22 protein-coding genes are annotated in these 23842 nt (G+C 61.9%); 11 read left to right on the top strand and 11 right to left on the bottom strand.

Features of this window, described 5'->3' with window-relative positions; all coding sequences use genetic code 11:
• Positions 1-17: 17 nt before the first annotated feature.
• A complete protein-coding gene (locus ACQ7C1_RS11220) occupies positions 18-1439 on the bottom strand; it encodes a serine hydrolase domain-containing protein (RefSeq protein WP_430958316.1) in 1422 nt (473 codons plus the stop codon).
• On the opposite strand from ACQ7C1_RS11220, the gene ACQ7C1_RS11215 reads away from it, so the two are divergent.
• The 6 genes from ACQ7C1_RS11215 (at position 1438) to ACQ7C1_RS11190 (ending at position 6807) form a co-directional block, all read left to right on the top strand.
• On the top strand, positions 1438-1587 hold the full coding sequence (locus ACQ7C1_RS11215) for a hypothetical protein (protein WP_430958315.1): 150 nt from the start codon (positions 1438-1440) through the stop codon (positions 1585-1587). The genes ACQ7C1_RS11220 and ACQ7C1_RS11215 overlap by 2 nt on opposite strands.
• 45 nt (positions 1588-1632) lie before the next feature.
• Entirely contained in the window at positions 1633-2877 is a 1245-nt protein-coding gene (locus ACQ7C1_RS11210) for a DUF3419 family protein (RefSeq protein WP_430958314.1), read from the top strand.
• Complete coding sequence (locus ACQ7C1_RS11205; RefSeq protein ID WP_430958313.1) at positions 2874-3548, top strand: class I SAM-dependent methyltransferase; 675 nt, start codon at positions 2874-2876, stop codon at positions 3546-3548. The genes ACQ7C1_RS11210 and ACQ7C1_RS11205 overlap by 4 nt, the downstream gene beginning before the upstream one ends.
• Before the next feature lie 127 nt (positions 3549-3675).
• A complete protein-coding gene (locus ACQ7C1_RS11200) occupies positions 3676-4473 on the top strand; it encodes a GH25 family lysozyme (protein WP_430958312.1) in 798 nt (265 codons plus the stop codon).
• Positions 4474-4554: 81 nt separating this feature from the next.
• Positions 4555-5775, top strand: a complete 1221-nt coding sequence (locus ACQ7C1_RS11195; protein ID WP_085778799.1) for a lytic murein transglycosylase — start codon at positions 4555-4557, stop codon at positions 5773-5775.
• 126 nt (positions 5776-5901) lie between these two features.
• Complete coding sequence (locus ACQ7C1_RS11190; protein WP_430958311.1) at positions 5902-6807, top strand: DMT family transporter; 906 nt, start codon at positions 5902-5904, stop codon at positions 6805-6807.
• 454 nt (positions 6808-7261) lie between these two features.
• Here ACQ7C1_RS11190 and metF read toward each other — a convergent pair whose 3' ends face one another.
• From metF to ACQ7C1_RS11170, 4 genes are all read right to left on the bottom strand, one after another.
• Entirely contained in the window at positions 7262-8164 is a 903-nt protein-coding gene (gene metF, locus ACQ7C1_RS11185; RefSeq protein WP_430958310.1) for a methylenetetrahydrofolate reductase [NAD(P)H], read from the bottom strand.
• Between the two features lie 2 nt (positions 8165-8166).
• On the bottom strand, positions 8167-9192 hold the full coding sequence (locus ACQ7C1_RS11180) for an ArsR/SmtB family transcription factor (RefSeq protein WP_085780130.1): 1026 nt from the start codon (positions 9190-9192) through the stop codon (positions 8167-8169).
• Positions 9193-9355: 163 nt separating this feature from the next.
• Positions 9356-11005 carry an energy-dependent translational throttle protein EttA gene (gene ettA, locus ACQ7C1_RS11175; RefSeq protein ID WP_011426118.1) on the bottom strand — a complete coding sequence of 550 codons (1650 nt, stop codon included), beginning with the start codon at positions 11003-11005 and terminating at the stop codon, positions 9356-9358.
• A gap of 97 nt (positions 11006-11102) precedes the next feature.
• Entirely contained in the window at positions 11103-11843 is a 741-nt protein-coding gene (locus tag ACQ7C1_RS11170) for a ribonuclease T2 family protein (RefSeq protein WP_430958309.1), read from the bottom strand.
• A gap of 256 nt (positions 11844-12099) precedes the next feature.
• On the opposite strand from ACQ7C1_RS11170, the gene ACQ7C1_RS11165 reads away from it, so the two are divergent.
• Genes ACQ7C1_RS11165 through ACQ7C1_RS11150 form a run of 4 tightly spaced genes read left to right on the top strand, consistent with a single transcriptional unit; the run spans position 12100 to position 16895 of the window.
• Positions 12100-13029, top strand: coding sequence for an alpha/beta fold hydrolase (locus ACQ7C1_RS11165; protein ID WP_430958308.1), 930 nt, complete (start codon positions 12100-12102; stop codon positions 13027-13029).
• A gap of 17 nt (positions 13030-13046) precedes the next feature.
• Entirely contained in the window at positions 13047-14003 is a 957-nt protein-coding gene (locus ACQ7C1_RS11160; protein WP_430958307.1) for a DMT family transporter, read from the top strand.
• Positions 14004-14020: 17 nt separating this feature from the next.
• A complete protein-coding gene (locus ACQ7C1_RS11155; protein ID WP_430958306.1) occupies positions 14021-15223 on the top strand; it encodes a CaiB/BaiF CoA transferase family protein in 1203 nt (400 codons plus the stop codon).
• Positions 15224-15236: 13 nt separating this feature from the next.
• Positions 15237-16895: a thiamine pyrophosphate-binding protein gene (locus ACQ7C1_RS11150; RefSeq protein WP_430958305.1), complete on the top strand. Its 1659-nt coding sequence runs from the start codon at positions 15237-15239 to the stop codon at positions 16893-16895.
• A 39-nt stretch (positions 16896-16934) separates the two neighbouring features.
• On the opposite strand, the gene ACQ7C1_RS11145 is transcribed toward ACQ7C1_RS11150, so the two are convergent.
• From ACQ7C1_RS11145 to ACQ7C1_RS11135, 3 genes are all read right to left on the bottom strand, one after another.
• Positions 16935-17279 carry a RidA family protein gene (locus ACQ7C1_RS11145; protein WP_430958304.1) on the bottom strand — a complete coding sequence of 115 codons (345 nt, stop codon included), beginning with the start codon at positions 17277-17279 and terminating at the stop codon, positions 16935-16937.
• 72 nt (positions 17280-17351) lie between these two features.
• Entirely contained in the window at positions 17352-17690 is a 339-nt protein-coding gene (locus ACQ7C1_RS11140; protein ID WP_088681306.1) for a TIGR01244 family sulfur transferase, read from the bottom strand.
• A gap of 72 nt (positions 17691-17762) precedes the next feature.
• Entirely contained in the window at positions 17763-18602 is an 840-nt protein-coding gene (locus tag ACQ7C1_RS11135) for a DUF4432 family protein (RefSeq protein WP_430958303.1), read from the bottom strand.
• A 251-nt stretch (positions 18603-18853) separates the two neighbouring features.
• Here ACQ7C1_RS11135 and ACQ7C1_RS11130 point away from each other — a divergent pair, with 251 nt between their 5' ends.
• Positions 18854-20254 (top strand): L,D-transpeptidase, encoded by a 1401-nt coding sequence (locus ACQ7C1_RS11130; protein WP_430958302.1) that lies wholly within the window; start codon positions 18854-18856, stop codon positions 20252-20254.
• 76 nt (positions 20255-20330) lie between these two features.
• On the opposite strand, the gene ACQ7C1_RS11125 is transcribed toward ACQ7C1_RS11130, so the two are convergent.
• The 3 genes from ACQ7C1_RS11125 to ACQ7C1_RS11115 all read right to left on the bottom strand — a co-directional run bounded on the left by ACQ7C1_RS11125 (position 20331) and on the right by ACQ7C1_RS11115 (position 23794).
• Positions 20331-21029: an AAA family ATPase gene (locus ACQ7C1_RS11125; protein ID WP_430958301.1), complete on the bottom strand. Its 699-nt coding sequence runs from the start codon at positions 21027-21029 to the stop codon at positions 20331-20333.
• 228 nt (positions 21030-21257) lie between these two features.
• Positions 21258-22412 carry an iron-containing alcohol dehydrogenase gene (locus ACQ7C1_RS11120; protein ID WP_085778813.1) on the bottom strand — a complete coding sequence of 385 codons (1155 nt, stop codon included), beginning with the start codon at positions 22410-22412 and terminating at the stop codon, positions 21258-21260.
• A complete protein-coding gene (locus ACQ7C1_RS11115) occupies positions 22409-23794 on the bottom strand; it encodes an aldehyde dehydrogenase family protein (protein ID WP_430958300.1) in 1386 nt (461 codons plus the stop codon). The genes ACQ7C1_RS11120 and ACQ7C1_RS11115 overlap by 4 nt, the downstream gene beginning before the upstream one ends.
• Positions 23795-23842 lie beyond the last annotated feature (48 nt).

Raw genomic sequence — 23842 nt, 5'->3', positions numbered from 1 at the left:
GAAACAGCGGTCGTAGCCTACGGCTGCGGCTGAGCCTGCCGGTGTGATTCGGCTTGCTGTTGCGGCGCTCGCGCTTGCGGCAACGCCGCCAGGACTGCCTTCAGAAGCGTCTGCGGTTGATAGCCGAGCCAGCCCGGCGTCAGGCCGAGCCGGACGACGATCAGATTGGCGGAAGGCACGATCGCCATGCTCTGCCCGTCATGCCCCGTGAGCCAGAACGTATCCTCGGGCAGCCCGAACGCGGCGCTCGATCCACCCGGCGCAAGCCAAGCCTGACCTTGCGTATACCGGCCGTTCGACGCCGCCGTCGGCGTGCGCATGGCGCCGACGAAGCCCTCCGGCAACAGCCGCTGTCCGTTCCACACGCCATCCTGCAACAGGAACTGCCCGAAGCGGGCCCAATCATGCGCCGTCGCGTAGAGATAGGAGCTTCCGACAAAGGTGCCGCGCGCGTCGAGTTCGAAGACGGCACTCGTCATTCCGAGAGGGGAGAAGAGCGCGTCGTGCGGATAGGAAAAGGCTGCCGGCGCATTGCCGATTCTGTCCATCCAGATACGCGACAAGAGCATCGCAGTGCCGCTCGAATAGCGGAAGCGCTGACCCGGCGGCGCCTCTATCGGGGCATTGGCCGGCAACGACACCATGTCGGGGTCGAGATAGAGCATGCGCGTCACGTCAGCGACGTTGCCATAGTCCTCGTTGAACGCCAGGCCGCTCTCCATGCCGAGCAAGTCGGATACCTTGATCCTGGCGCGCTGATCGTCCTTCCACTGCGCCAGCAGATGATCATCGTCGAAGGAAATCTTGCCATCGAGCATCAGCCGGCCGAGGATCGCCGCATTCACCGTCTTCGTCATCGACCAGCCGATCAGCGGCGTCTTCGCCGAGAATCCGGGGCCGTAGGCTTCGGCCACGATGCGGCCGTCACGCACCACCACGATCGCCCGCATCGCCGGCCCGGAAAGTCCGGCATCGCCCAGGAGCGCGGCGATCTTCTCGTCGGGATCACCTACCCCCTCACCCTGCGGCCATAAGGCATCATTCGTCTCCGCTCTGACCGTCGCATCGAAGGGCACGGCATTCGCCGCCGCTTCGAAGTCGCCGTCCGGCACGCTCGTACAACCGAGACCGCTGCGATGGAAGGCGTAACTCGGCGCGAACAGCCCCATGAAGCGCGCCGTCACACGGCTGTTTTCGCGGTCGACGCTTACACTCATCAGCCGAAGCAACGGATTTCCGGGCGCCTGGACATCGTCATGAAGCACATCATCCGCCTCCCGGCCGGCAATGAAGACATTGGAGCAGACGATCTTGGCGGCATAGCCGCCGCCGACGCGCAGAAGCTCCGGCGGCCGGACGAACAGCCAGGCGGCGCCGGCAACGACGATGAGAACGACAAGGAGAGCAAGCGCCTTCAGGACACGCAGGACAAATCGCATGGCATTCCTCCGAATGCTTGGAGAGAAGCAGGAATTCCGCCTGCCGGAAAGGGCGCGGCGCGAAGAATATTCCGTCACCCAATCACTTTCCGAGGAGGGCGATGTTCTCGAACGGCGCAGGCCCTCAGCCCACGTCATCAAACTGTAGCAGTGGCGCGCTACACGCCCTGAACGCTAAAAAGGTGACAGACTCATGTCAGAATTTGCACCGGATGCCGGCTTCCGCAAGAACCGGAAACTCAAGGACGCCCTTCTCCGCCACAAGGCTTTTTCGAAGGAGGGCTTCTCCGAGCGGCTCTTCGGTCTTCTCTTCTCCGGCCTCGTCTATCCGCAGATCTGGGAGGATCCGGATCTCGACATGCAGGCGATGGAGTTGAAGCCCAATCACCGCATCGTCACCATCGGTTCGGGCGGCTGCAACATGCTCGCCTATCTCTCCAAGGCGCCGGCTTCGATCGACGTCGTCGACCTCAACCCGCACCATATCGCGCTGAACCGCCTGAAGCTTGCCGCCTTCAAGCACCTTCCCTGTCACGCCGATCTCATCCGCTTCCTGGCGATGCCGAACGAGAAATCGAACAGCCGCGCTTATGATCAGCATCTGGCTGCCAAACTCGACGAGGCGACGCGCAGTTACTGGAACGGCCGCAAGTTCGGCCGCCGCCGCGTCACCGTCTTCGACCGCAACATCTATGAAACCGGCCTGCTCGGCCGCTTCATCGGTGCTGCCCACCTCCTTGCCCGTCTGCACGGCGTCAAGCTGCGCGAAATGACCAAAACCCGTTCGATCCGCGAGCAGCGCCAGTTCTTCGACGAGCAGATCGCACCCCTGTTCGAAAAGCCGGTCGTACGCTGGATCACCGGCCGCAAAAGTTCGCTCTTCGGCCTCGGCATTCCGCCGCAGCAATATGATGAGCTCGCAAGTCTTGCTGACGATCATTCGATCGCGCCGGTGCTGAAGCATCGCCTGGAAAAGCTCGCCTGTCATTTCCCGATGCGCGACAACTATTTCGCCTGGCAGGCCTTCGGCCGCCGCTACGGCACCGAAGAAGAAGGCCCGCTGCCAACCTATCTGAAGCCGGAGCACTACGAGGTGATCCGCGCCAATATCGACCGCGTCAACGTCCACCACGCAAGCTTCACCGAACTTCTGGCCCGCGAGCCGGCGGCTTCCCGCGACCGTTATGTCCTACTCGACGCGCAGGATTGGATGACCGACGGACAGCTGAACGACGTCTGGCGGGAGATCACCCGCACGGCGCGCGAAGGCGCTCGCGTAATCTTCCGTACCGCCGCCGAAAGAAGCATCGTCGAAGGCCGTCTGTCACCTTCGATCCGCGACCAATGGGATTATTTCGAAGAGAAGTCGCGAGAGCTGACCGCGCTCGATCGTTCGGCGATCTACGGCGGCTTCCACATTTACGGGAAGAAGGCGTGAGCAAGATCGGAGCCGAGATGGCAGGAAAGAGCGATCAACATGCCAGCCTGATGGACGGCATGTACCGCTACCAGCGCCATATCTACGACCTGACCCGCAAATATTACCTCCTCGGCCGCGACAGCACGATTCGCAATCTCGACGTGCCAGACAGCGGCACCCTGCTCGAAGTCGGCTGCGGTACCGGCCGCAACATGGCTTTGGCTCACAGGCATTTCCCGAGCGCCAAGCTGTTCGGCCTCGACATTTCCCAAGAAATGCTGATCTCGGCGCGCAAGACCTTCGCCACGAAAGCGACAATCCCGGAATTCCGCGTCGCCGATGCCACGGCGTTTACCCCGCGCGAATTCGGCGTCAGCGGCTTCGACCGCATCCTGATCTCCTATGCCCTGTCGATGATCCCGGACTGGGAGCGCGCCGTCGATGCGTCGATCGCCGCACTCAATCCAGGCGGCCAGCTGCATATCGTCGATTTCGGCCAGCAGGAAGGCCTGCCGCCTTGGTTCCGCCGCATGCTGCAGGCCTGGCTTGCGAAATTCCATGTCACTCCGCGCGCCGATTTGCAGGAGGTCTTGGAAGCGCAGGCCGAGGAACACAATGCGCGATTGTCCTTTGAAACAGTCGGCGGCGGTTACGCCTGGCGGGCGGCCATTATCAGCAGGCGCTCATAATTCGCTTGAAACTAACCGATTTTTTACGTTGATATGATGAAAAGAGGGTTATTCCTCTGCTGGGCTCGTCATTTTCGAAGGTCAGGCTGTGGGGCAAAGAGATCATTCGGTTCACGACGGGATACCCATGCGCCGGCTTTTGTTTTGCGTTCTGCCCCTGGCCATCCTGCTGGCGGGCTGCTCCTCCTCCGGTCATGACTATCTCGAAACCGCATCGATAAAGCCAAAGACGCGCTTCAAGGACACCGATCCTCAGGATTTCGGCTCGAAGCATCCGCAGCAGAACGCGATCCACGGCATCGACATTTCCAAATGGCAGGGTGACATCGACTGGGCGACGGTGAGGAATTCCGGCGTCGGCTTCGCCTTCATCAAGGCGACGGAAGGCAAGGACAGGGTCGATCCGCGCTTCGACGAATATTGGCGCGAGGCGCGCGCCGCCGGCATCCCGCACGCCCCCTACCATTTCTATTATTTCTGCTCCTCGGCCGATGAGCAGGCCGACTGGTTCATCCGCAACGTGCCCAAGGAGGCCATGCGCCTGCCGCCGGTGCTCGACGTCGAGTGGAACGCCGAATCGAAGACCTGCCGCTATCGTCCCGACCCGGTAACGGTGCGCTCCGAAATGCAGCGCTTCATGGACCGGCTGGAGGCCTATTACGGCAAGCGCCCGATTATCTACACCTCGGTCGATTTCCACCGCGACAATCTCGCCGGCTATTTCCAGGATTATCATTTCTGGGTCCGCTCGGTGGCGAAACATCCCGAAGTGACCTATTCCGACCGCCGCTGGGCCTTCTGGCAATATACCTCGACCGGCGTTATTCCCGGCATCAAGGGGCCGACCGACATCAACGTCTTTGCCGGCAGCGCAAAGAACTGGAACAATTGGGTCGCGGCCGTTTCCAAGGATAGAAATTCTTAGTAACGTCTTTCAATCTTTCTTGCTTCCGTCACATTCCTCTGTGAAAGCGACGGATATCCATTTGCTATAAGGACCACCTTCATGCACCGCTCGCTCGCAAGCCGCTCTGCACTCGCCCTCCTGTTTGGCCTTGCTTTTGCAGGCGGCGCGGCCGCCCAGCAGGCGCCCACGGCCTCGGCTCCGGCAGCTCCCTGCGGCGGCGATCTGTCGGCCTTCCTCCAGGGCGTCAAGGCTGATGCGGTCGCCGCAGGCGCCAGCGCCGCGGCCGCCGACGAGGCGCTGGCCGGCGCCGAAATCGATCCCAAGGTCCTGAGCCGGGACCGCGCCCAGGGCGTCTTCAAGCAGACCTTCCTCGAATTCTCGCAGCGCACTGTTAGCCAGGCCCGCCTCGACATCGGCCGCCAGAAGATGAAGCAATATGCCGACGTCTTTGCCCGGGCCGAGCAGGAATTCGGCGTTCCCCCAGGCGTGATCACTGCATTCTGGGCGATGGAAACCGATTTCGGTGCGGTCCAGGGCGATTTCAACACCCGCAATGCCCTGGTGACGCTGTCGCACGACTGCCGCCGCCCGGAGCTCTTCCGCCCGCAGTTGATCGCCTTGATCGAGATGGTCGAGCACGGCGACCTCGACCCCGCCACCAACACCGGCGCCTGGGCCGGCGAAATAGGCCAGGTTCAGATGCTGCCGCGCGACATCATCGCCTATGGCATGGATGGCGACGGCGACGGCCATGTCCGCCTGAAGCAGAGCGGCCCGGACGCCATTCTGACGGCAGCGAAATTCATCCAGCATCTCGGCTTCGAGCGCGGTCAACCCTGGCTGCAGGAAGTCACCCTCCCCGACAACCTGCCTTGGGAGAAATCCGGCCTTGGCGGCGCAATGAAGGCGAGCGAGTGGTTCGCGCTCGGCGTCAAGCCGCGCGACGGAAACACTGCCTTCGGTGAGTTGGAGGGCGATCTGGTCCTGCCGCAGGGCCGCATGGGGCCGGCCTTCATCGCCTATCCCAATTTCAAGATCTATCTCGAATGGAACAAATCGTTCATCTACACGACGTCGGCCGCCTATTTCGCCACCCGCCTTTCCGGCGCCCCGACCTATCTCAAGGGCACACCGGAACAGGGGCTTGCCAACGACCAGATGAAGACGCTGCAGACCAAGCTGCAGTCACTCGGCCACGATGTCGGCGAGATCGACGGCATTCTCGGTTCCGGCACGCGTATAGCGATCCAGAAGGAACAGCAGCGCTTGGGCATACCGGCCGACGGCTGGGCGACGCCTGCCCTTCTCAACGCTCTCTGATCGCCTCTGACACTCCCGCCGCTCGTTTCGCAAGAAACGGGTGGCGCCGCTCACCGTCCGCGTTAAAGCATAATGCTGAGGAGCGACGCCGGGTCTAGACGATGCGGCTTTTTGGAGGACGAGGGCATGGACAGCAGAATGAGTGCCTGGATCTGGAGCCTGCTGCTCCTGCTCGGTCTTATCTGGGGCGGCTCCTTTTTCTTCGCGCGCATCGCCGTCCAGCATATTCCGCCGCTGACGCTCGTCTTCCTCCGTCTGCTGCTGGCCGGACTGGCGCTGCACGTCTATATCGCCGGCCGTTTCGATATCTATTCGACCCTGAAAGCCCGCTGGCGCGAATTCCTGATCCTAGGGCTGATCAACAATGCCCTGCCGCATGCGCTGATCTTCTTCGGTCAGACCCGCACCGGCGCCGGCCTTGCGGCGATCTTGAACGCAACGACGCCGATCTGGACCGTGCTGATCGCCAATTATCTCACCTCCGACGAAAAGCTGTCCTCGGCCAAGATCGCCGGCTGCCTCGTCGGCCTCGCCGGAACGATCGTGCTGGTCAGCCCTGGCCTGTCGGCCAGCGGCCAAGCCCCCCTCTGGGCGCTGCTGCTCCCTGTGCTTGCCGCCATCTCCTACGGGTTCGCAGCCACCTACGGCAAGCGATTCAAGGACGTTCCGGCACCGGTCACCGCAGCCGGCCAGTTGACCGCGTCCTCGCTGATCGCTTTGCCGCTGTCGCTGCTGGCCGATCGCCCCTGGACGCTCTCCTTGCCGACGCTCGACATCCTGCTCGCCGTCCTGGCGTTGGCGCTGTTGTCGACCGCCTTCGCCTACATTCTCTATTTCCGGATCATGGCGGCGGCGGGCGCCACCAACGCCTCGCTTGTCACCCTGCTGGTGCCGCCAAGCGCCATCCTGCTCGGCGTGCTTTTCCTCGGCGAACGGCTGGCGATTGGCGAATTCGCCGGCATGGCGCTGATCGGTTTCGGCCTTGTCATCCTCGATGGCCGCGCCCACCGCCTGCTGGTGAAAGCCGCCTGACGATCGGTTGCATATTCCCTATGTTTTCAACCGGTTGCCGAGCCGCCATGTTTCGGGCGCATAGGTAAATTCACGATCGCCTGATTTAACGCAGCGTTAAAATGTGTGAAGAAAAATTTGCATGAAATTATCGTTTTACCTCAACGACTTGAGAAAACGATGTTCGACTTATCCACCGGCCGCTTCGGCAGCGCAGCATAAGATTCGCTTTTCAACCGACATATTTGAGACATAATATCGGCCGGTTAACGCGAGGAGACAGACATGGGACTCACGCAATCCTTGAATGTTCTGTTGGTCAGTGCAGCGTTTGCTTTCGTCCTGTCCATGCTCTTTATTTGAGCTGACGGGCTGGGAATGCTGATAGTGCCTAAACTCCCCTGATCAATCCGCCAACGAAAAAGCGCATGTCCCGCCCGACATGCGCTTTTTCACTTTTGAACGTCTGAAAGGATCAGGCGGCTGCGCCCGCGCTCTTTGCCGTCCGGCGGGAGTAGCCGAGGTTGTCGAGCACCGCGGAAACCAGCGGCGCGCGGTTCATCGTATAGAGATGGAAATCACCGATGCCGCGCCGGACGAGATCCTCGATCTGCTCGGCAGCAACTTCGGCCGCGACCTTTGCCCGATCCTCGGGCTTGTCGTCGAAGCCCGCGAAACGCTCATCGAGGAAGGTCGGGATGACCGCGCCACAGGCACCGGCGAAACGCTTCAGTTGCGTCAGGTTCTGGATCGGCATGATGCCGGGCACGATCGGGATCGAAATGCCGGCGGCGCGCACCTGCTCCAAGTAGCGCTCGAAATTGTCGTTGTCGAAGAAGAACTGCGTCAACGCCCGGTCAGCGCCGTTATCGGCCTTGCGCTTCAGCATCTCGATATCGGCGGCCGTATCACGGCTTTCCGGGTGTTTTTCCGGATAGGCGGAAACCGAAATCTCGAAATCACCGACCGACTTGAGACCGGCCACCAGTTCCGCGGCATTGGCGTAACCGCCGGGATGCGGCTGATAGGGCGCACCGACGCCGCCAGGCGCATCGCCGCGCAACGCCACGAAATGCTTTACGCCGACCTTGCGAAACGTATCGATCATTTGATGCGTTTCCTCCTTCGTCGCACCGACGCAGGTCAGGTGCGAAGCGGTGGCAAGCGGCGTCTGCGACAGGAAGCGCGTCACCGCCGACAGCGTCGGCGCCTTGGTGGTGCCGCCGGCGCCATAGGTCACCGACACGAAATCCGGATCCCAGTCCTGCAGCTTAGCGACGGCATCCCAGAGCTGCGCCTCCATTTCTTCCGATTTCGGTGGAAAGAACTCGAAGGAGATCCCGAAGTTGCGCCCGCGTCCTTCGCTTTTCAAAGCCATATTCATACTCTCCCGGCAAATGTAGCTTCGGCGCCTTCGCTGGTCTGCGAAGCCATGAGGCGCCTCGGATCGCGCGCGAGCCAGACGGTGACCGTCAACCCCTGCCCGCCCTGCTGACCCGGATGAAGATCGACGACCTGCTCGACGTCGAGCCCGGCCTTGCGCAGCCAGTCGGACATCGCCTGGTGCGAAAAGCCGAGACGGACATGGGCATGTTCGTCGCGGAGATATTCGAGCGTGTGCGGTGCGAGATCGATGACCACGAGCCGCCCGCCCGGCCGCAGCATGCGCGCCGCTTCCGCGATCGCAATCTCCGGCTGGTCGAAGAAATGCAGCACCTGATGGATCGTCACCAGGTCGAAATCCTGCCCCTCGAACGGAAGGTTGAGGATATCGGCGTGGCGCACCGTCGCCTTGGTGATACGCGACTTGTCGAGATTGGCGCGCGCCACGCTCAGCATGTCGCGGCTGGCGTCGACACCGACAGCGCGGCGGTAGAGCCCGGACAGGAGTTCGAGGATGCGGCCGGTGCCGGTGCCGAGATCCAGCAGCGAATCGATCGGCTGGTTGCCGAGCAGCCGAATGACGGCGGCGTCGACCTCCTCATCGGCCGCGTGCAGGCGACGAAGCTCGTCCCATTCGGCGGCGTTGCGGCTGAAATAGGCCTGCGCCCGCTCGGCCCGCTGGCGCTTGACCTGCGAAAGCCGCTCGCCGTCGCGAAGGATGGTGGGATCATTCTCGGAGACGTGTCTCAGCAATGCCCGCACCAGCATGGCCGCCTTGCCGTCCTGTTTGAGGCGGAAATAGGCCCAGGCGCCTTCTTGGTAGCGTTCGATCAGTTCGGCCTCGCCGAGCAGCTTCAGGTGGCGGGAGATTCGCGGCTGCGATTGGCCGAGGATTTCGGTAAGATCCGTGACCGTCAGGTCGCCGCCGTCGAGAAGGGCCAGAAGACGCAGACGCGTGGGTTCGCCGGCCGCCTTCAAGACGTCCACCAACCCATCCAGTCCCAGCTTCAAAGGTTCGCTCATCATTGGCCCAATCAAGATATAAACATATCTTTATGTGATTTGAAAAGCGGTGGCAAGCGGCAATTCGCACTGTTCGCGAAATTGCCTGCGCAAATTGCGACAGGGCCCGAGATGAAAAAGCCCCGGTCGAACCGGGGCCTTTGCAAGCAGAAATAAAGCAGGATCAGCGCGTCAGGCGCTTGTGAGCCTGACTGCCAGGATTGAGGGCGTCGGGGCCGAGGCGGCGGATCTTGTCCTGCTCGTAATCCTCGAAATTGCCTTCGAACCATTCGACATGGCCCTCGCCTTCGAAAGCCAGGATGTGCGTCGCCAGACGGTCGAGGAACATGCGGTCGTGGCTGATGATGATGGCGCAGCCGGCGAAATTCTCGAGCGCGTTTTCGAGAGCGCCGAGCGTTTCCGTATCGAGGTCGTTGGTGGGTTCGTCGAGCAGCAGAACATTGCCCCCGGCCTTCAGCATCTTGGCGAGGTGCACGCGGTTGCGCTGACCGCCCGAGAGATTGCCGACCTTCTGCTGCTGATCACCACCCTTGAAGTTGAAGGCGCCGCAGTAGGCACGCGAGTTCATGTCGAACTTGCCGAGCTTGATGATTTCGGCGCCACCGGAGATTTCCTCCCAGACCGTCTTGTCGGCGGCCAGCGCGTCGCGGCTCTGGTCGACATAACCGAGATGCACGGTCTCGCCGATACGGATCGAGCCGCTATCCGGCTTTTCCTGGCCAGTGATCATCTTGAACAGGGTCGTCTTGCCGGCGCCGTTCGGGCCGATGATGCCGACGATGCCGCCCGGCGGCAGCTTGATCGACAGGTCGTTGATCAGCGTGCGACCCTCGAAGCCCTTGGTGATGCCTTCCAACTCGATGACCACCTGGCCGAGCCGTTCGCTGACCGGGATGATGATCTGCGCGTCGCCGGGACGCTGCTTCTCGGCCGCCTCCACCAACTGCTCGTAGGATTTGATACGCGCCTTCGACTTGGCCTGGCGAGCCTTCGGGCTGGAGGCAATCCATTCCTGCTCGCGGCTGATCGCCTTCTGGCGCGATGCCTCTTCGCGGTTTTCCTGCAGCATGCGCTTGGCCTTGGCCTGCAAATAGGCGGAGTAGTTGCCTTCGTAAGGGATGCCGCGGCCGCGATCGAGTTCGAGGATCCAGCCGGTGACGTTATCAAGGAAGTAGCGGTCGTGGGTAATCATCATCACGGCGCCGGGATAGTCGCGCAGATGCTTTTCGAGCCAGGCGATGGTTTCGGCGTCCAGATGGTTGGTCGGCTCGTCGAGCAGCAACAGATCCGGCTGCGAGAGCAGCAGGCGGCAGAGTGCGATGCGGCGGCGCTCACCCCCGGACAGGCTGGTGACCTCGGCATCGCGCGGCGGGCAGCGCAGGGCTTCCATCGCCATCTCGACCTGGCTTTCCAGATCCCAGAGGTTCTGGCTGTCGATGATGTCCTGGAGCTTCGCGCCCTCTTCCGCGGTCTCATCCGAGTAGTTCATCATCAATTCGTTGTAACGATCGACGATCGCCGTCTTCGCGGCAACACCTTCCATGACGTTCTCGAAAACCGTCTTGGTGGGGTCGAGTTTCGGCTCCTGCTCGAGATAGCCGACTGTGGCACCCTCGGCGAGCCAAGCTTCGCCGGTATACTCCTTGTCCTGGCCGGCGATGATGCGCAGCACAGTGGATTTACCGGCGCCGTTCGGTCCGAGGATGCCGATCTTGGCATCCGGGTAGAAGGAAAGGTGGATGTTCTCCAGGATCTTCTTGTTGCCATAGGCCTTGTTGAGGCCGGACATATGATAGATGAATTGACGTGCCATGCTGCGCTGCTCCGGGCGGGAAACTTCGTTTCGTGCCGCTATGTAGGCGAAACAGCGCCTATGAGCAACGCCGAAACCCGTTTACGCCGGATTCCGATCAGAAGCCCGCCGCATCGACAACGCCCTCGTCACAGCCGAACGAGGTTTTTCCCGCTCCCTGGATCAGATCGGCAAGGCCCGCGCTTTTTGCCGATGCCGTTCCCGCATCAGCAGACAGGCCGATCGTCAACTCGCTGATCACCCTGACATTGCCGGCTCGCCGGCAGCTCATCTTGACGCGCTCGCCCGCACCCGGTCCGAAGCTCTTGTCGAAAGCAGCCTTGATCGCCTCGGCCCTGACCGTCTTGCCGATATTGGCGGCGAAGAGATCGCGCACGGCCGATGTATTGAGCGCATCCACCAGATGGACGCCGACGCCGAAATAATCCTCCACGCTCATTTTCGTGCAGGTGCCATGCTTTATCCATTCGTGCCGTTCGAGGCCGGACTGCGTGCCGGGCATCGCCTTTGCAAGCGACGCCTGCGTCTCGGCCGAAAGCGTGACGTCAGGCAATGTCTCCCATTTGCCGTCCTTGTCGGCAGCCTTCTGGTCGTCGCTGACGCCGCAATAATCCTGCCGCATCGGCCACAGGCCGTGCAGCGAGAAATTCGTCGCATCATGGCGCTCGCCGGTCTGGCTGGCGCATTCGGGCTTCTTCTGGTTCGTCTGGCAGAAGGCGGGCTGCCAGCTCGCAGCAAGAATGAAACGGGTACGGCCCTCGGCCTCCTGCGCCACGGCAGCGCCGGCAAGGATCATCGACACGGCGAATGTAAAGGTACGCAACTGCATGCTGCTCATTTCAACCCCCAAAGAAGAACAATGCAGGAACAGATAAGCACAAAGAGTAAACGGCAGCAACCCTGAATCGCAACTATCCTGGAATTTGTTATCGACTGCGCGTCGTCGGAAACAGTCGGCTGTTCCGGGAAGCCCTGTTCTCGAGTTACGCACGGACGCTGTCGCACTTATGGCTGCAGAATATTCTGCTTAAATCGATTCCGCTTTAAGAAATTATGCAGTAGCGATCTGCTCTGCTGCGGCAGGGAGGATCCGGATGTTTTCTGATACGCAAAGGCTCGCCATAGGGGAAGCGTCTCTGGCCTATCATCATGCCGAGGCCATCCACCCGGCACGCGGCATCCTGTTGATATCGCATGGCTTGGCGGAGCACTCGAAGCGATATGGCCGCTTTGCCGATGCGATGGCGGCGCGGGGCTATCAGGTCTATGCCCATGATCACCGCGGCCACGGCGAGACGAGGGCTCCCGACGCGCCGATCGGCCGCTTCGCCGGCCGGAATGGCGTCGACCGGGTGATCGGCGACGTCTTGGCCATGCGCGCCCATGCGGCCTCGCGCCATACCGGCTTGAAGGTGATCCTGCTCGGCCATTCGATGGGCGGCCTCATCGCGCTCAATGCCGCCGTCACCGCTCCGGCCGACTTCGACGCCGTCGCCGTGTGGAATTCGAATTTCGCCGTCGGCCTTGCCGGCAGAGCCGCCCAGGCGATCCTGCTTGCCGAGCGGATGCTGAAGGGCTCCGACGTGCCGAGCGGCCTCCTGCCGAAGCTCACCTTCGGCGCTTGGGGAAAATCGATCCCGGACCGCCGCACCGAGTTCGACTGGCTGTCGCGCCATGCCGATGAAGTCGACAAATATATCGCCGATCCGCTCTGCGGCTTCGATGCTTCGGTCTCGCTCTGGCTCGATCTCTTCGAACTGACGTTTCGCGGACCGCAGAAGCTCCATCTCGACCGCCTACCGCGCGACATGCCGATCCATCTGGTCGGCGGCGGCGAGGATCCGGCGACGGAGCGTGGAAAAGCCATCCTCTGGCTGGCAAACCGTTTGAAAGCCCAAGGCTTCTCTCATATCAACGTCCAGATATATCAGGATATGCGACACGAAACGCTGAACGAGATCGGCGCCGACGCGGCGACCGCCGCCTTCGCGCACTGGTGCGACGAGGCACTCGCAAGATCCTGAGCCAGAGAGATTCCATCATGAGCAGCACTTCCGCCCGCCCCGCTTCGTCCACCTCGGAGGTGACGACGGGGCTTGCGCTGATGTTTCTTTCGGTGATGTTCTCGCCGCTCATCGATATCTTCGCCAAGCTTGCCGTCGTCACCATCCCCTCCGCCGAGATCACCGCCGGCCGCTTCCTCGTGCAGGCGCTCTGCATGCTGCCGATCGTGCTATGGCGGCGCAGCTTTACCGATTTCTCCTGGCGCCAGAGCCTGTTCCACGCCATCCGCGGCTTCGTCATCACCGTGTCGATGATCTCTTTCGTCACCACGCTGAAATATATGGCGGTCGCCGACGCGATCGCAATCTTCTTTATCGAGCCGATCATCGTGACGATCCTCGGCGGCATTTTCCTCAAGGAGACGATCGGCTGGCGGCGCTATACCGCCTGTGGCGTCGGCTTTTTCGGGGCGATGCTGATCATTCAGCCGAGTTTCGAGGAGGTCGGCTACATCGCGCTCCTGCCTGTCGTCAGCGCGCTCTGCATTGCGGCCTTCGTGTTGATGACCCGCGTCCTCTCGCACAGGGAAGATCCCTGGTCGATGCAGTTCCAGATGGGCATCTGGGGCTTGCTCTTCTGCGCCCTCCTGCTTTTCGTCGGCGAAGGAAGCGGCTCCGATCTCTTCGATCCTGTCATGCCTGCAGGCAGCGCTTGGTTCTACGTCGCCGGCGTCGGCGCCATGGCCGCGATCGCCGGCATCCTCGGCGTCTATGCCTTTCGTGCGGCACCGGCGTCGACGCTGGCGCCGCTGCAATATTTCGAGATCGTCTCGGCAACGATTTTCGCCTGGCTTGTTTTCGGCGATTTTCCGGATGCGATCAAATGGCTCGGCATCACGATCATCATGGCCTCGGGCTTCTACATCCTATGGCGCGAGCGCCGCTTTGCTTCAAAGCCCGTATCCGATACATCTGAGGTGACGCTGGCGCCGTAGACACCGACGGGAGGAACATGACCGAGACCGCGACGAACAAACCGCCGCTTGCCGGCATCCGGGTAATCGAGCTTGCCCGCGTGCTCGCCGGCCCCTGGGCGGGCCAGATGCTTGCCGATCTCGGCGCCGACGTCATCAAGGTCGAAAATCCCGACGGTGGCGACGACACCCGCCAATGGGGACCGCCCTTCGTCGAAGGCGCCGACGGCGAAAATCTCTCGGCCGCCTATTACCATGCCGCCAATCGCGGCAAGCGCTCGATCACTGCCGACCTCAAGAGCCCTGAAGGCCAGGATCTCGTCCGTCGTCTCATTGCCACCGCCGATGTGGTGATCGAGAATTTCAAGGTCGGCGGCCTCGTCAAATACCAGCTCGATTACGACAGCGTTCGCAAGCTGAACCCGAGGCTCGTCTATTGCTCGATCACCGGCTTCGGCCAGACCGGCCCCTATGCCGGCCTTGCCGGCTACGATTACATCGTCCAGGGCATGTCCGGCTTCATGTCGATAACCGGCGAACCGGATGGCCAGCCGATGAAGGCGGGCGTGGCGATCGCCGACATCTTCACCGGCATCTATGCCGTCTCGGCGATCGAGGCCGCCTTGATCCATGCGCTGAAGTCAGGCGAAGGCCAGTTGATCGACATGGCGCTGCTCGATGTGCAATCGGCCGTGCTCGCCAATCAGAACATGAATTACCTGATCTCCGGCGCCGCACCGCCCCGCCTCGGCAACGCCCATCCGAACATCTCGCCCTATGAGGTGGTGCCGACGGCCGACGGTTATCTCATCCTTGCCGTCGGCAACGACGGTCAGTTCCGCCGCCTCTCAACCATCCTCGGCCTGGAGACGATCGCGGATGACGAGCGTTTCTCCACCAACAAGGCCCGCGTCGCTAACCGCGGCGAGGTGCGCCGCTTGATCTCCACCGAGACGCTGAAATGGCAGAAGGCGGATCTCCTGAAGGCCTGCGAGCAGAACGCCGTTCCATCAGGAGCAATCAACACGATCGAGGAAATGTTCGCCGACCCGCAGGTCAAGGCCCGCGGTCTGCGCATCGACCTTGCCGATGCCGCCGGCACCGTCATCCCCGGGGTCAGGACGCCGGTGGTACTGTCGGAAACACCGTTGCACTACACGAGGCCGAGCCCGCGCCTCGGCGAACACAGGGAAGAAATTCTGGCGGAACTCACCGAGCTTGAGAGGAAGGCATCGTCATGAAGAAGGTATCATTATGAAAAAGACCGGCGGGGAATTGATCGTTGAGGCGCTGAAGGCAAATGGCGTCAAACGCCTCTCCTGTGTGCCCGGCGAGAGTTTCCTCGCAGTTCTCGACGCCTTGCGCGATAGCGATATCGACGTCCTCGTCTGCCGGCAGGAAGGCGGGGCGGCGATGATGGCGGATTGCTGGGGCCGGCTCACCGGCGAGCCGGGCATCTGCATGGTGACGCGCGGCCCCGGCGCCACCAACGCCTCCGCCGGCCTGCATATAGCCAAGCAGGATTCGATCCCGATGATCCTCCTGATCGGCCAGGTGCAACGAGAGGCGCGCGAACGGGAGGCTTTTCAAGAGGTCGAATTCCGCCGCGCCTTCACCGAATTCGCCAAATGGGTTGGTGAGATCGACGCCGCCGCCCGCATTCCCGAATTCGTCACCCGCGCCTTTGCGGTCGCAACCTCCGGCCGTCCCGGCCCCGTAGTGCTGACACTGCCGGAAGACATGCTGCGCGACGAGGTCGAGGCACCCCGCGCCAGGCATTATGCCAGCGTCGAGGCCCATCCCGGCCGCAGCCAGATCGACGATTTTTATCTGCGCCTGCTCAAAGCCGAACGGCCGATGGTAATCCTCGGCGGCACGCGATGGGATGCCGATGCCGTCGCCGATTTCGCAACCTTCTCAGAACGTTTTCAGCTGCCGGTCGGCTGTTCATTCCGCCGACAGATGCTGTTCGATCATCTTCACCCCTGTTATGCCGGCGATGTCGGCATCGGCATCAATCCGGGGCTCGCCAAGGAGATCAAGGAGAGCGACCTCTTGATCCTGCTCGGCGGCCGCATGTCGGAAATGCCGTCCTCCGGCTATACGCTGCTCGACATCCCCTACCCGGCCCAGTCGCTCGTTCATATTTATCCGGACCCGTCGGAGCTCGGCCGCGTCTATCGTCCCGATCTTGCCATCTGCGCCAGCCCCGCCGATTTTGTCGAAGCACTCGCCGATCTCGAAGCCCCGGCCGAGCCGCGCTGGGCAGAGCGGACCGCGCATATGCATCAGGCCTATCTCGCCTGGTCGAAGCCGCCGGCCACGGGTCCGGGCGCCGTCCATATGGGACCGATCATGGAGTGGCTGGAAGGCAATATCGGGCCGGAGACGATCTTCACCAATGGCGCAGGCAACTACGCCACCTGGCTGCACCGGTTCCACCGGTTCCGCCGCTTCAACACCCAGGCCGCGCCCACCTCCGGCTCGATGGGTTACGGCCTGCCGGCGGCAGTGGCCGCCAAGCGGCTCTTTCCCGAGCGCGAGGTCATCTGTTTTGCCGGCGACGGCTGCTTCCTGATGCACGGCCAGGAATTCGCAACCGCCATCCGCTACGATCTGCCGATCATCGCAATCGTTATCAACAACGGCATGTACGGCACGATCCGCATGCACCAGGAGCGTGAATATCCCGGTCGCGTCAGCAGCACCGATCTGACCAACCCCGACTTCGCAGCCCTTGCCCGCGCCTATGGCGGCCACGGCGAGACGGTGGAAAGCACAGAGGAATTCGCTCCCGCCTTCGAGCGCGCGCGCGCAAGCGGCAAACCTGCGATCATCGAAGTGAAGCTCGATCCGGAAGCGATCACACCGACGCGCACTTTGTCCGAAATCGCCCAAACAAAAAGCCGGTAAGTTGTCCCACCGGCTTTGAGAGACGGAACTGCGGCGACCTTAGTCGAGCGCAGCCGTGACGATGAACTCGACCTTGTATTTCGGCGCGGCGAGCTTGGCTTCGCTGGTGGCGCGTGCCGGCGGATTGGCCGGATCGATCCAGGCTTCCCAGGCTGCGTTCATCTCGCCGAAATAAGCAATGTCCGAGAGATAGACGAGGGTCTGCAGGATCTTCGACTTGTTGCTGCCGGACGCGGCAAGCAGACGGTCGACCTCGGCAAGCGCAGACTTGCACTGATCGGTGACGCTTTCGCCTTCGCCGACCTGGCCTGCGAGATAGATCGTGTTGCCGTGAATGACGGCGCCGCTCATACGTGTGCCGACGTCGATACGCTTAATACTCATTATCGTCTCCTGGGTGATTGGAAGTGGCGGCGCTGCGGAGCAGCGCCTGAAAATCAGCGTCCCGCACGACGCTCAACTGCGGATATGATGCGTCTTCTGGTAGATCGCCGTCGAGCGGGCGCCCGAGCGGCAATAGCCGAGCATCGGCCGCGGGAATTCGTCGAGCGCGTCGACCATGCCCTGTACCGCTTCCTCCGTCACGCCCATCGGTCCAACCGGCACATGGGCGATATCGAGACCGAGCTCTTTGGCGCGCGCCTCGATGGCGGAAAACGACGTCTGGTCGGGGCTTTCATGATCGGGGCGATGGCAGACGATCGATTTGAAGCCGAGCGCCTTGATCTCATCGAGGTCTTCGAGCGTGATCTGCCCCGAAACCGAATATTCATCGTCGATCTGGCGAATATCCATCGTCTTGTCTCCTCAAAGATCGTGGGCTGATGGTCTACGACGGGAGGCCCGCAAGCGTCAACAACACTTCACTCACAGGAACGCAAAGGTCAGCGCATAGCTGCGGCTTTCACCGGGAGCGAGCATGTTGAATTCACCGGCCGCCTGAAGCTCGTCGCGCGATACCCAGCGATGCGAAACCGGCTCGATGCCGATGATATGGGCCGGCGCCTTCTGGTTCCGCCAGATCTGCAGATAGGGCAGCGTATCGGCGCGGAAGCGCACGCTGAGCGTCCTGCCGCCGATTGCGGCGATCGGACCGAGCCTGACTTCCGCCAAGCCCTCCTCCGTCGCCGGCGCCGGCACGCAGAAGATGCCGCCAGGCTCTTCGCCGAATGTCCAGGGGAAGCCGCCATTCTCCAGCATCCGGCCTTCGAGCCGCGTGCCCTCGTCCAGCCATTTGCCGCCGGTGTTCATGTGATACATCAGGAAGGTCGGCACCGTCTGGTCGCTGGTATTGACGACCCGGTCCTCGAGCCGCACCTCGCCGGTCGCTCCGTCGATCCGCCACAGCCGCTCGATGCGCTGCGGCAGTCCCTCGACGGTCACGATGTCGATATCGGCGCGGCATTCGGCATTGCCATTCTCGTATTTCGTCCACAGGATCTTGGCGGCGTGGCCGGAGGCCGATCCGTGCAGCGGATAGACCTTGCCGTCGGCACGGCCGGCGATCGGCTGGCGATGGCGGATATGATCCGGCCCGCAGGTGAAGAGAAAACCTTCGAGCGAGTGGTCGATTCGCGGATCGCCATCGTCAGGAATCGCCCGTTTCGGCGCAATATCGACGCCTTCGACGATACATCCGCCGACATCCAGCACCGATGTTTCATCGAGCATAAGGCGCGGCCCGCTTGCAGCGGCAAATTCGATCATCTCGGGTCTCCAATTTATCGGCCGCCGTAGCGTTAGGTTTAGCACTGGCCTTCGTCAATCGGCGCCGTTCTCCTCTTGCTCTTTTGCCGCAACCGTGGATTTTGCGGAACGGACACAAGGATGCAAACGTTTATGAGTAAAAGGAAATCTTAGGGATTTTCATATTTTGTTCAGCACGCTTTCATAAATTCCACACTAGCGTCAAAATTCGCGGGTGTGTGTCGGCCCAGTCACTGTTCGAGGTGTGAGACGTGAATCGCTTTTTGAAGTCGGCATTTTCGCTTGCGGCCCTGCTGGCAGCCGTTGCGGCTGCAGCACCGCAGGCTGGCGCGCAGCAGTTTCGTGACCGCCGCCAGAGCGATGTCGTACTGGTCACTCCGAACGGCGAAATCCTCGATTATGTCCCCCGCGGCTTTGCCTATGCCCGCGACCGCAGCGGCAACCGCGTGCTGATCGACGCCTACGGCAACGTCGTCGCCACCGAAATGCGCGCCCGCGGTTATTATCCGCCGCCGCCCGCCTCACGCGATGTCTATGCCGACCAGGGAGGCAACGACCCTTATTATGCCGACGACAACCCCTATGGCGACACGCGTTATTCTGAGCGGGGCGCCGTCACCGGCGGCATTCCGCGCGACGCAGCGATCGAGCGCCTGCCGCTCGGCGAGGAGCCCTATCCGGACGACAACAGCATCGGCAATCCGCAGTCGGGCGACGATTACGCCTCGATCGATCCCGATCAGCAGATCCCGCCCGCCGATGCGCCGAAGGCAGCACCCAACGAGCCCGTGATCACGCTGAAGAACAAATCGAAGCCCGAGATCGTCGCGCTGCAGGTCTTCCTCGACCGCGCCGGCATCTCTCCTGGCGTCATCGACGGGCACATGGGTTCGAACGTCACCAAGGGCATTTATGCCTATAATCAGATGACGGGGTCAAATCTCGATCCCAATGACACCGATGCCATTCTGGAAGAGCTGCGCATGAACGGCGGCCTGCCCGTCGTCAGCTATACGATCACGCCGGCCGATGCCGCCGGCCCCTTCGTCGCTGAGATCCCGGAAGATTATTCGCATAAGGCGCTGCTGCCGTCGCTCGCCTATACCTCGACCACTGAAATGCTGGCCGAGCGTTTCCATATGGACGAGGCCTTCCTTAAGGAGATGAACCCCGGCGCCGATTTCAGCGTTCCCGGCACGGTGATCAAGGTCGTCAATCCAGGCGAGATGAAGACCGGCGAGGTCGCCCGCATCATCGCCGACAAGGGGCGCAAACAGGTTTTCGCCTATGACGGCGCCGGCAATCTCATCGCCGCCTACCCCGCTTCGATCGGCTCCACCGACACCCCCTCCCCGTCCGGCACGGTGACGGTCGAGCGCGTCGCGTTCAATCCCGGTTATACCTACAACCCGAAGATCAACTTTCAGCAGGGCGCCAACGACAAGATCCTCAACATCCCCCCAGGGCCGAACGGCCCGGTCGGCACCGTCTGGATGGCGCTTTCCAAGCCGACCTACGGCATCCACGGCACGCCGGAGCCCTCCAAGATCGGGCGCACCCAGAGCCACGGCTGCATTCGCCTGACCAACTGGGATGCAACCGAGCTTGCGAAAATGGTCAAGCCCGGTGTGACGGTCGAGTTCGTCGACTGAGCCAAAGCCAAACTGGTCACAAACGATAAGGCCGCCGGATCGCTCCGACAGCCTTTCTGTTTCAATGCTTGGGTATTCAGGCCGCTGTCGCCATGCGAGCCGAGGCGGTCAACCGAACAGGCACCTTGCGCATGATTTCCTCGGCGAAACAGGTGGCGTTCTCACGCGCCTTGTCGAGATTGCTGACGCGCGTGGGGTCCATGGTCTGCAGCGTGCCGCCACAGTCGAAGATGTCGCGGAAGGCCGAACGTTCGATGATCGCCGTGTCCAGCACCGGCACGTGCCGCTCGTTGAGCAGCGACTTGACGAGCTGCAGCGCCCGCGTCGTCACCATCGAGTTGACCCGGGTCAGCACCACCGAATGACCGATCTTGATGCCCGCCTTCTCGTCCAGATACTGCAGCAGTTCGAGCACCTGCGCGCCGCCGCGCGCATCCATGGCACAGCCTTGGATCGGGATCAGCACGTGATCGGAAAGGCCGACGGCGGTGGCAAGCAGCGGATTGCGGGCGCCCGGCAGATCCACAATGAAATAGTCGGTATTATGCTTGTTCTCGCTGATATGCTGCGGCAGCGAGGCGGTCGTCACGAAATCGATCACCGAAATATTGGGCACGTGCCCCGATATCTCGTGCCAGCGTGAAATCCAATGCTGCGGATCGGCATCCAGAATGGTCACGCGATAGCCCTGACGGGCAAGCTCGGTCGCGAGCAGCAGAACAGCGGTCGTCTTGCCGGCGCCGCCCTTGGTATTTGCGAATGTAATGACTGGCATGTTCGGTCCTCGGAGGAAATGGCGCGAGTCGGCATCGCTCTTTTGCGCACTGTCGGAGCATCGTGCGGTTAACCCATCCTTTACAATCATGGTTAACAAATTGCGAACGCGCGCGGCGAAATTGCAGCCTGTATTTTTCATATCCCTAAAATTCAGGATGTTTCCGAGACGAAAAGGCCCGGAAAGCAAGAGCTTTCCGGGCCGGTCTGCAGGTCCGCCGCGATCTTGTCAGAAGCAATCCTTGAAAAGCGCCTTGGTATTTTCGAGCGTCATCGCCACCGGATTGCCGCCGGCGCTCGGATCCTCGATCGCCATGGCCGACAATTCGTCGATGCGGTCGGGCGCGATTCCCATCGCCGTCAGCGTCTCCGGCACGCCGAGCTCGGAACGAAGCGTCAGCACATAGTCGTAGAAGCCGTCAAAGCCGCCCGATATGCCGAGATAGGCGGCTGCGCGGCCGATCTTCTCCTCGATCGCGGCGCGGTTGAAGCGCAGCACCGCCGGCATCACGACGGCATTGGTCATGCCGTGATGAGTGTTGTAGACGGCGCCGATTGGGTGCGACAGCGCATGGATGGCGCCGAGCCCCTTCTGGAAGGCGACGGCACCCATGGCGGCGGCCGACATCATGTTGGCGCGGGCTTCGAGGTCGGTGCCTTCCCGATAGGCGCGCGGCAGGAATTCCTTGACGAGACGCATGCCTTCGAGGGCGATTCCGGCAGACATCGGGTGATAGAAAGGCGAGGAATAGGCCTCCAGGCAATGCGCGAAAGCGTCCATGCCGGTGCCGGCAGTAATGATCTTCGGCATGCCGACGGTCAGTTCCGGATCGGAAATGACCACACCCGGCAGGAACTTCGGATGGAAGATGATCTTCTTCACATGCGTGACGGAATTGGTGATGACGCTGGCGCGCCCGACCTCCGAACCGGTGCCCGCCGTCGTCGGCACCGCGACGATCGGGGCGATGCCTTCGAGGCTCGCACGCGTCCACCAGTCGCCGATATCCTCGAAATCCCAGACCGGCCGCGTCTGGCCAGCCATGAACGCAACGCACTTGCCGAGATCGAGACCTGAGCCGCCGCCGAAGGCGACGACGCCGTCATGGCCGCCATCCTTGAAAGCCTTGACGCCTGCATCGAGGTTCTTCTCGTTCGGGTTCGGGTCGACGTCAGCGAAGATCGCCCGGCCGAGGCCGGCATCTTCGAGGATATCAAGCGCGGTTTTGGTGATCGCCATCGAGGCCAGGCCGCGGTCAGTGACGAGCAGCGGCTTTTTGATGCCGAGGCTCTTGCAGGCGTCGGCCAGTTCCTTGATGCGGCCCCGGCCGAGCTTGACCGATGTCGGATAGCTCCAGTTTGCGGTGATGTTGCTGCTGCTCATGCTGTGACTTTCTTCAGGTGGAAGGATTTCGGACGCGTCAGATTCTGGAAGCCGATGATCGACAGCGAGCCGCCGCGGCCGGTCTCCTTGACGCCGGTCCAGCAGAGCGCCGGATCAAGATAATCCGCGCGGTTCATGAAGACGGTGCCGGTTTCGATCTCGCGGCCGAGACGTGCTGCCCGCTCGGCATCTTTGGTCCAGAGCGAGGCCGTCAGCCCATACGGGCTGTCGTTCATCAAAGCCAGCGCTTCCTCGTCGCTCTTCACCTTCATGATGCCGACCGCCGGGCCGAACGTCTCCTCGCGCATGAAGGCCATGGAATGGTCGACATCGACGAGGACCTGCGGGGCGAGATAGGCGCCGCCGTCGTCCTGAGGGAAAAGCTTGGGATCGACAAGCGCCTTGGCGCCCTTGGAAACCGCATCGGCGATCTGCTCGCGCACCACCTTGGCGAAGCGCTTGTTCGCCATCGGCCCGAGCGAAGTCTCGGGATCGAGCGGATTGCCGAGCTTGTAGTTCGACACCCAGGCGACCGATTTCTCGACGAAGGCGTCATAGAGCGATTCATGCACATAAATGCGCTCGATGCCGCAGCAGCATTGGCCGGAATTGTAGGTCGCACCGTCCATCAGCGTATCGACGGCCGCATCGAGATCGGCGTCTGCCATGACATAACCCGGATCCTTGCCGCCGAGTTCGAGACCAAGGCCGGTAAAGGTGCCGGCGGCGGCCCGCTCCATCGAGCGACCGCCCTCGACCGATCCGGTAAAGTTGACGAAATTGAAGCTGCCGGCTGCGATCAGCGCCGACGTCGTTTCATGATCGAGAAAGACGTTCTGGAACACGTCCTCGGGAACGCCGGCTTCGATAAAGGCTTGCACCAGCCGCTCGCCGACGAGCAGAGTCTGCGAGGCGTGTTTCAGCACCACAGTGTTGCCGGCCATGAGTGCCGGGGCAACCGTGTTGATCGCCGTCATATAGGGATAGTTCCAAGGTGCCACGACGAAGACGACGCCATGCGCTTCGCGCTCGATGCGGCGCTCGAAACGGTCGCTCTCCTCAACGACGAGCGGCGCCAGCGCATCAGCCGCGATCGAGGCGACGTAGTTGGAGCGCTCGTTAAAGCCCTTATATTCGCCGCCATACTTGATCGGCCGGCCCATCTGCCAGGCAAGCTCCGGCACGACGACGTCGGACATCTCGTTCAGCCGTGCGGCGCCCTTCAGAACAAGCTGAACGCGTTCTTCAAGCGGCCGTTTCGCCCAGGCCTTCTGCGCCTTGCGGGCGCGCGCCACCACGTCCTTGGCGGCGTCGAGCGACAGTGCTGCGCGCTCCGCGTAAACCGATCCGTCGACCGGTGAAATGCATTGGATCATTGCCATGATCGATTTCCTGTCCTCGTATCATTCAAAATGTGGGTGGGCGACCGC

Origin of the sequence: Rhizobium sp. Nf11,1, assembly GCF_050587665.1 — a bacterium.
GTDB lineage: Bacteria > Pseudomonadota > Alphaproteobacteria > Rhizobiales > Rhizobiaceae > Rhizobium.
Note: the sequence above shows the minus strand (reverse complement) of the source record. Positions and strands in the feature narration are given on the sequence as shown.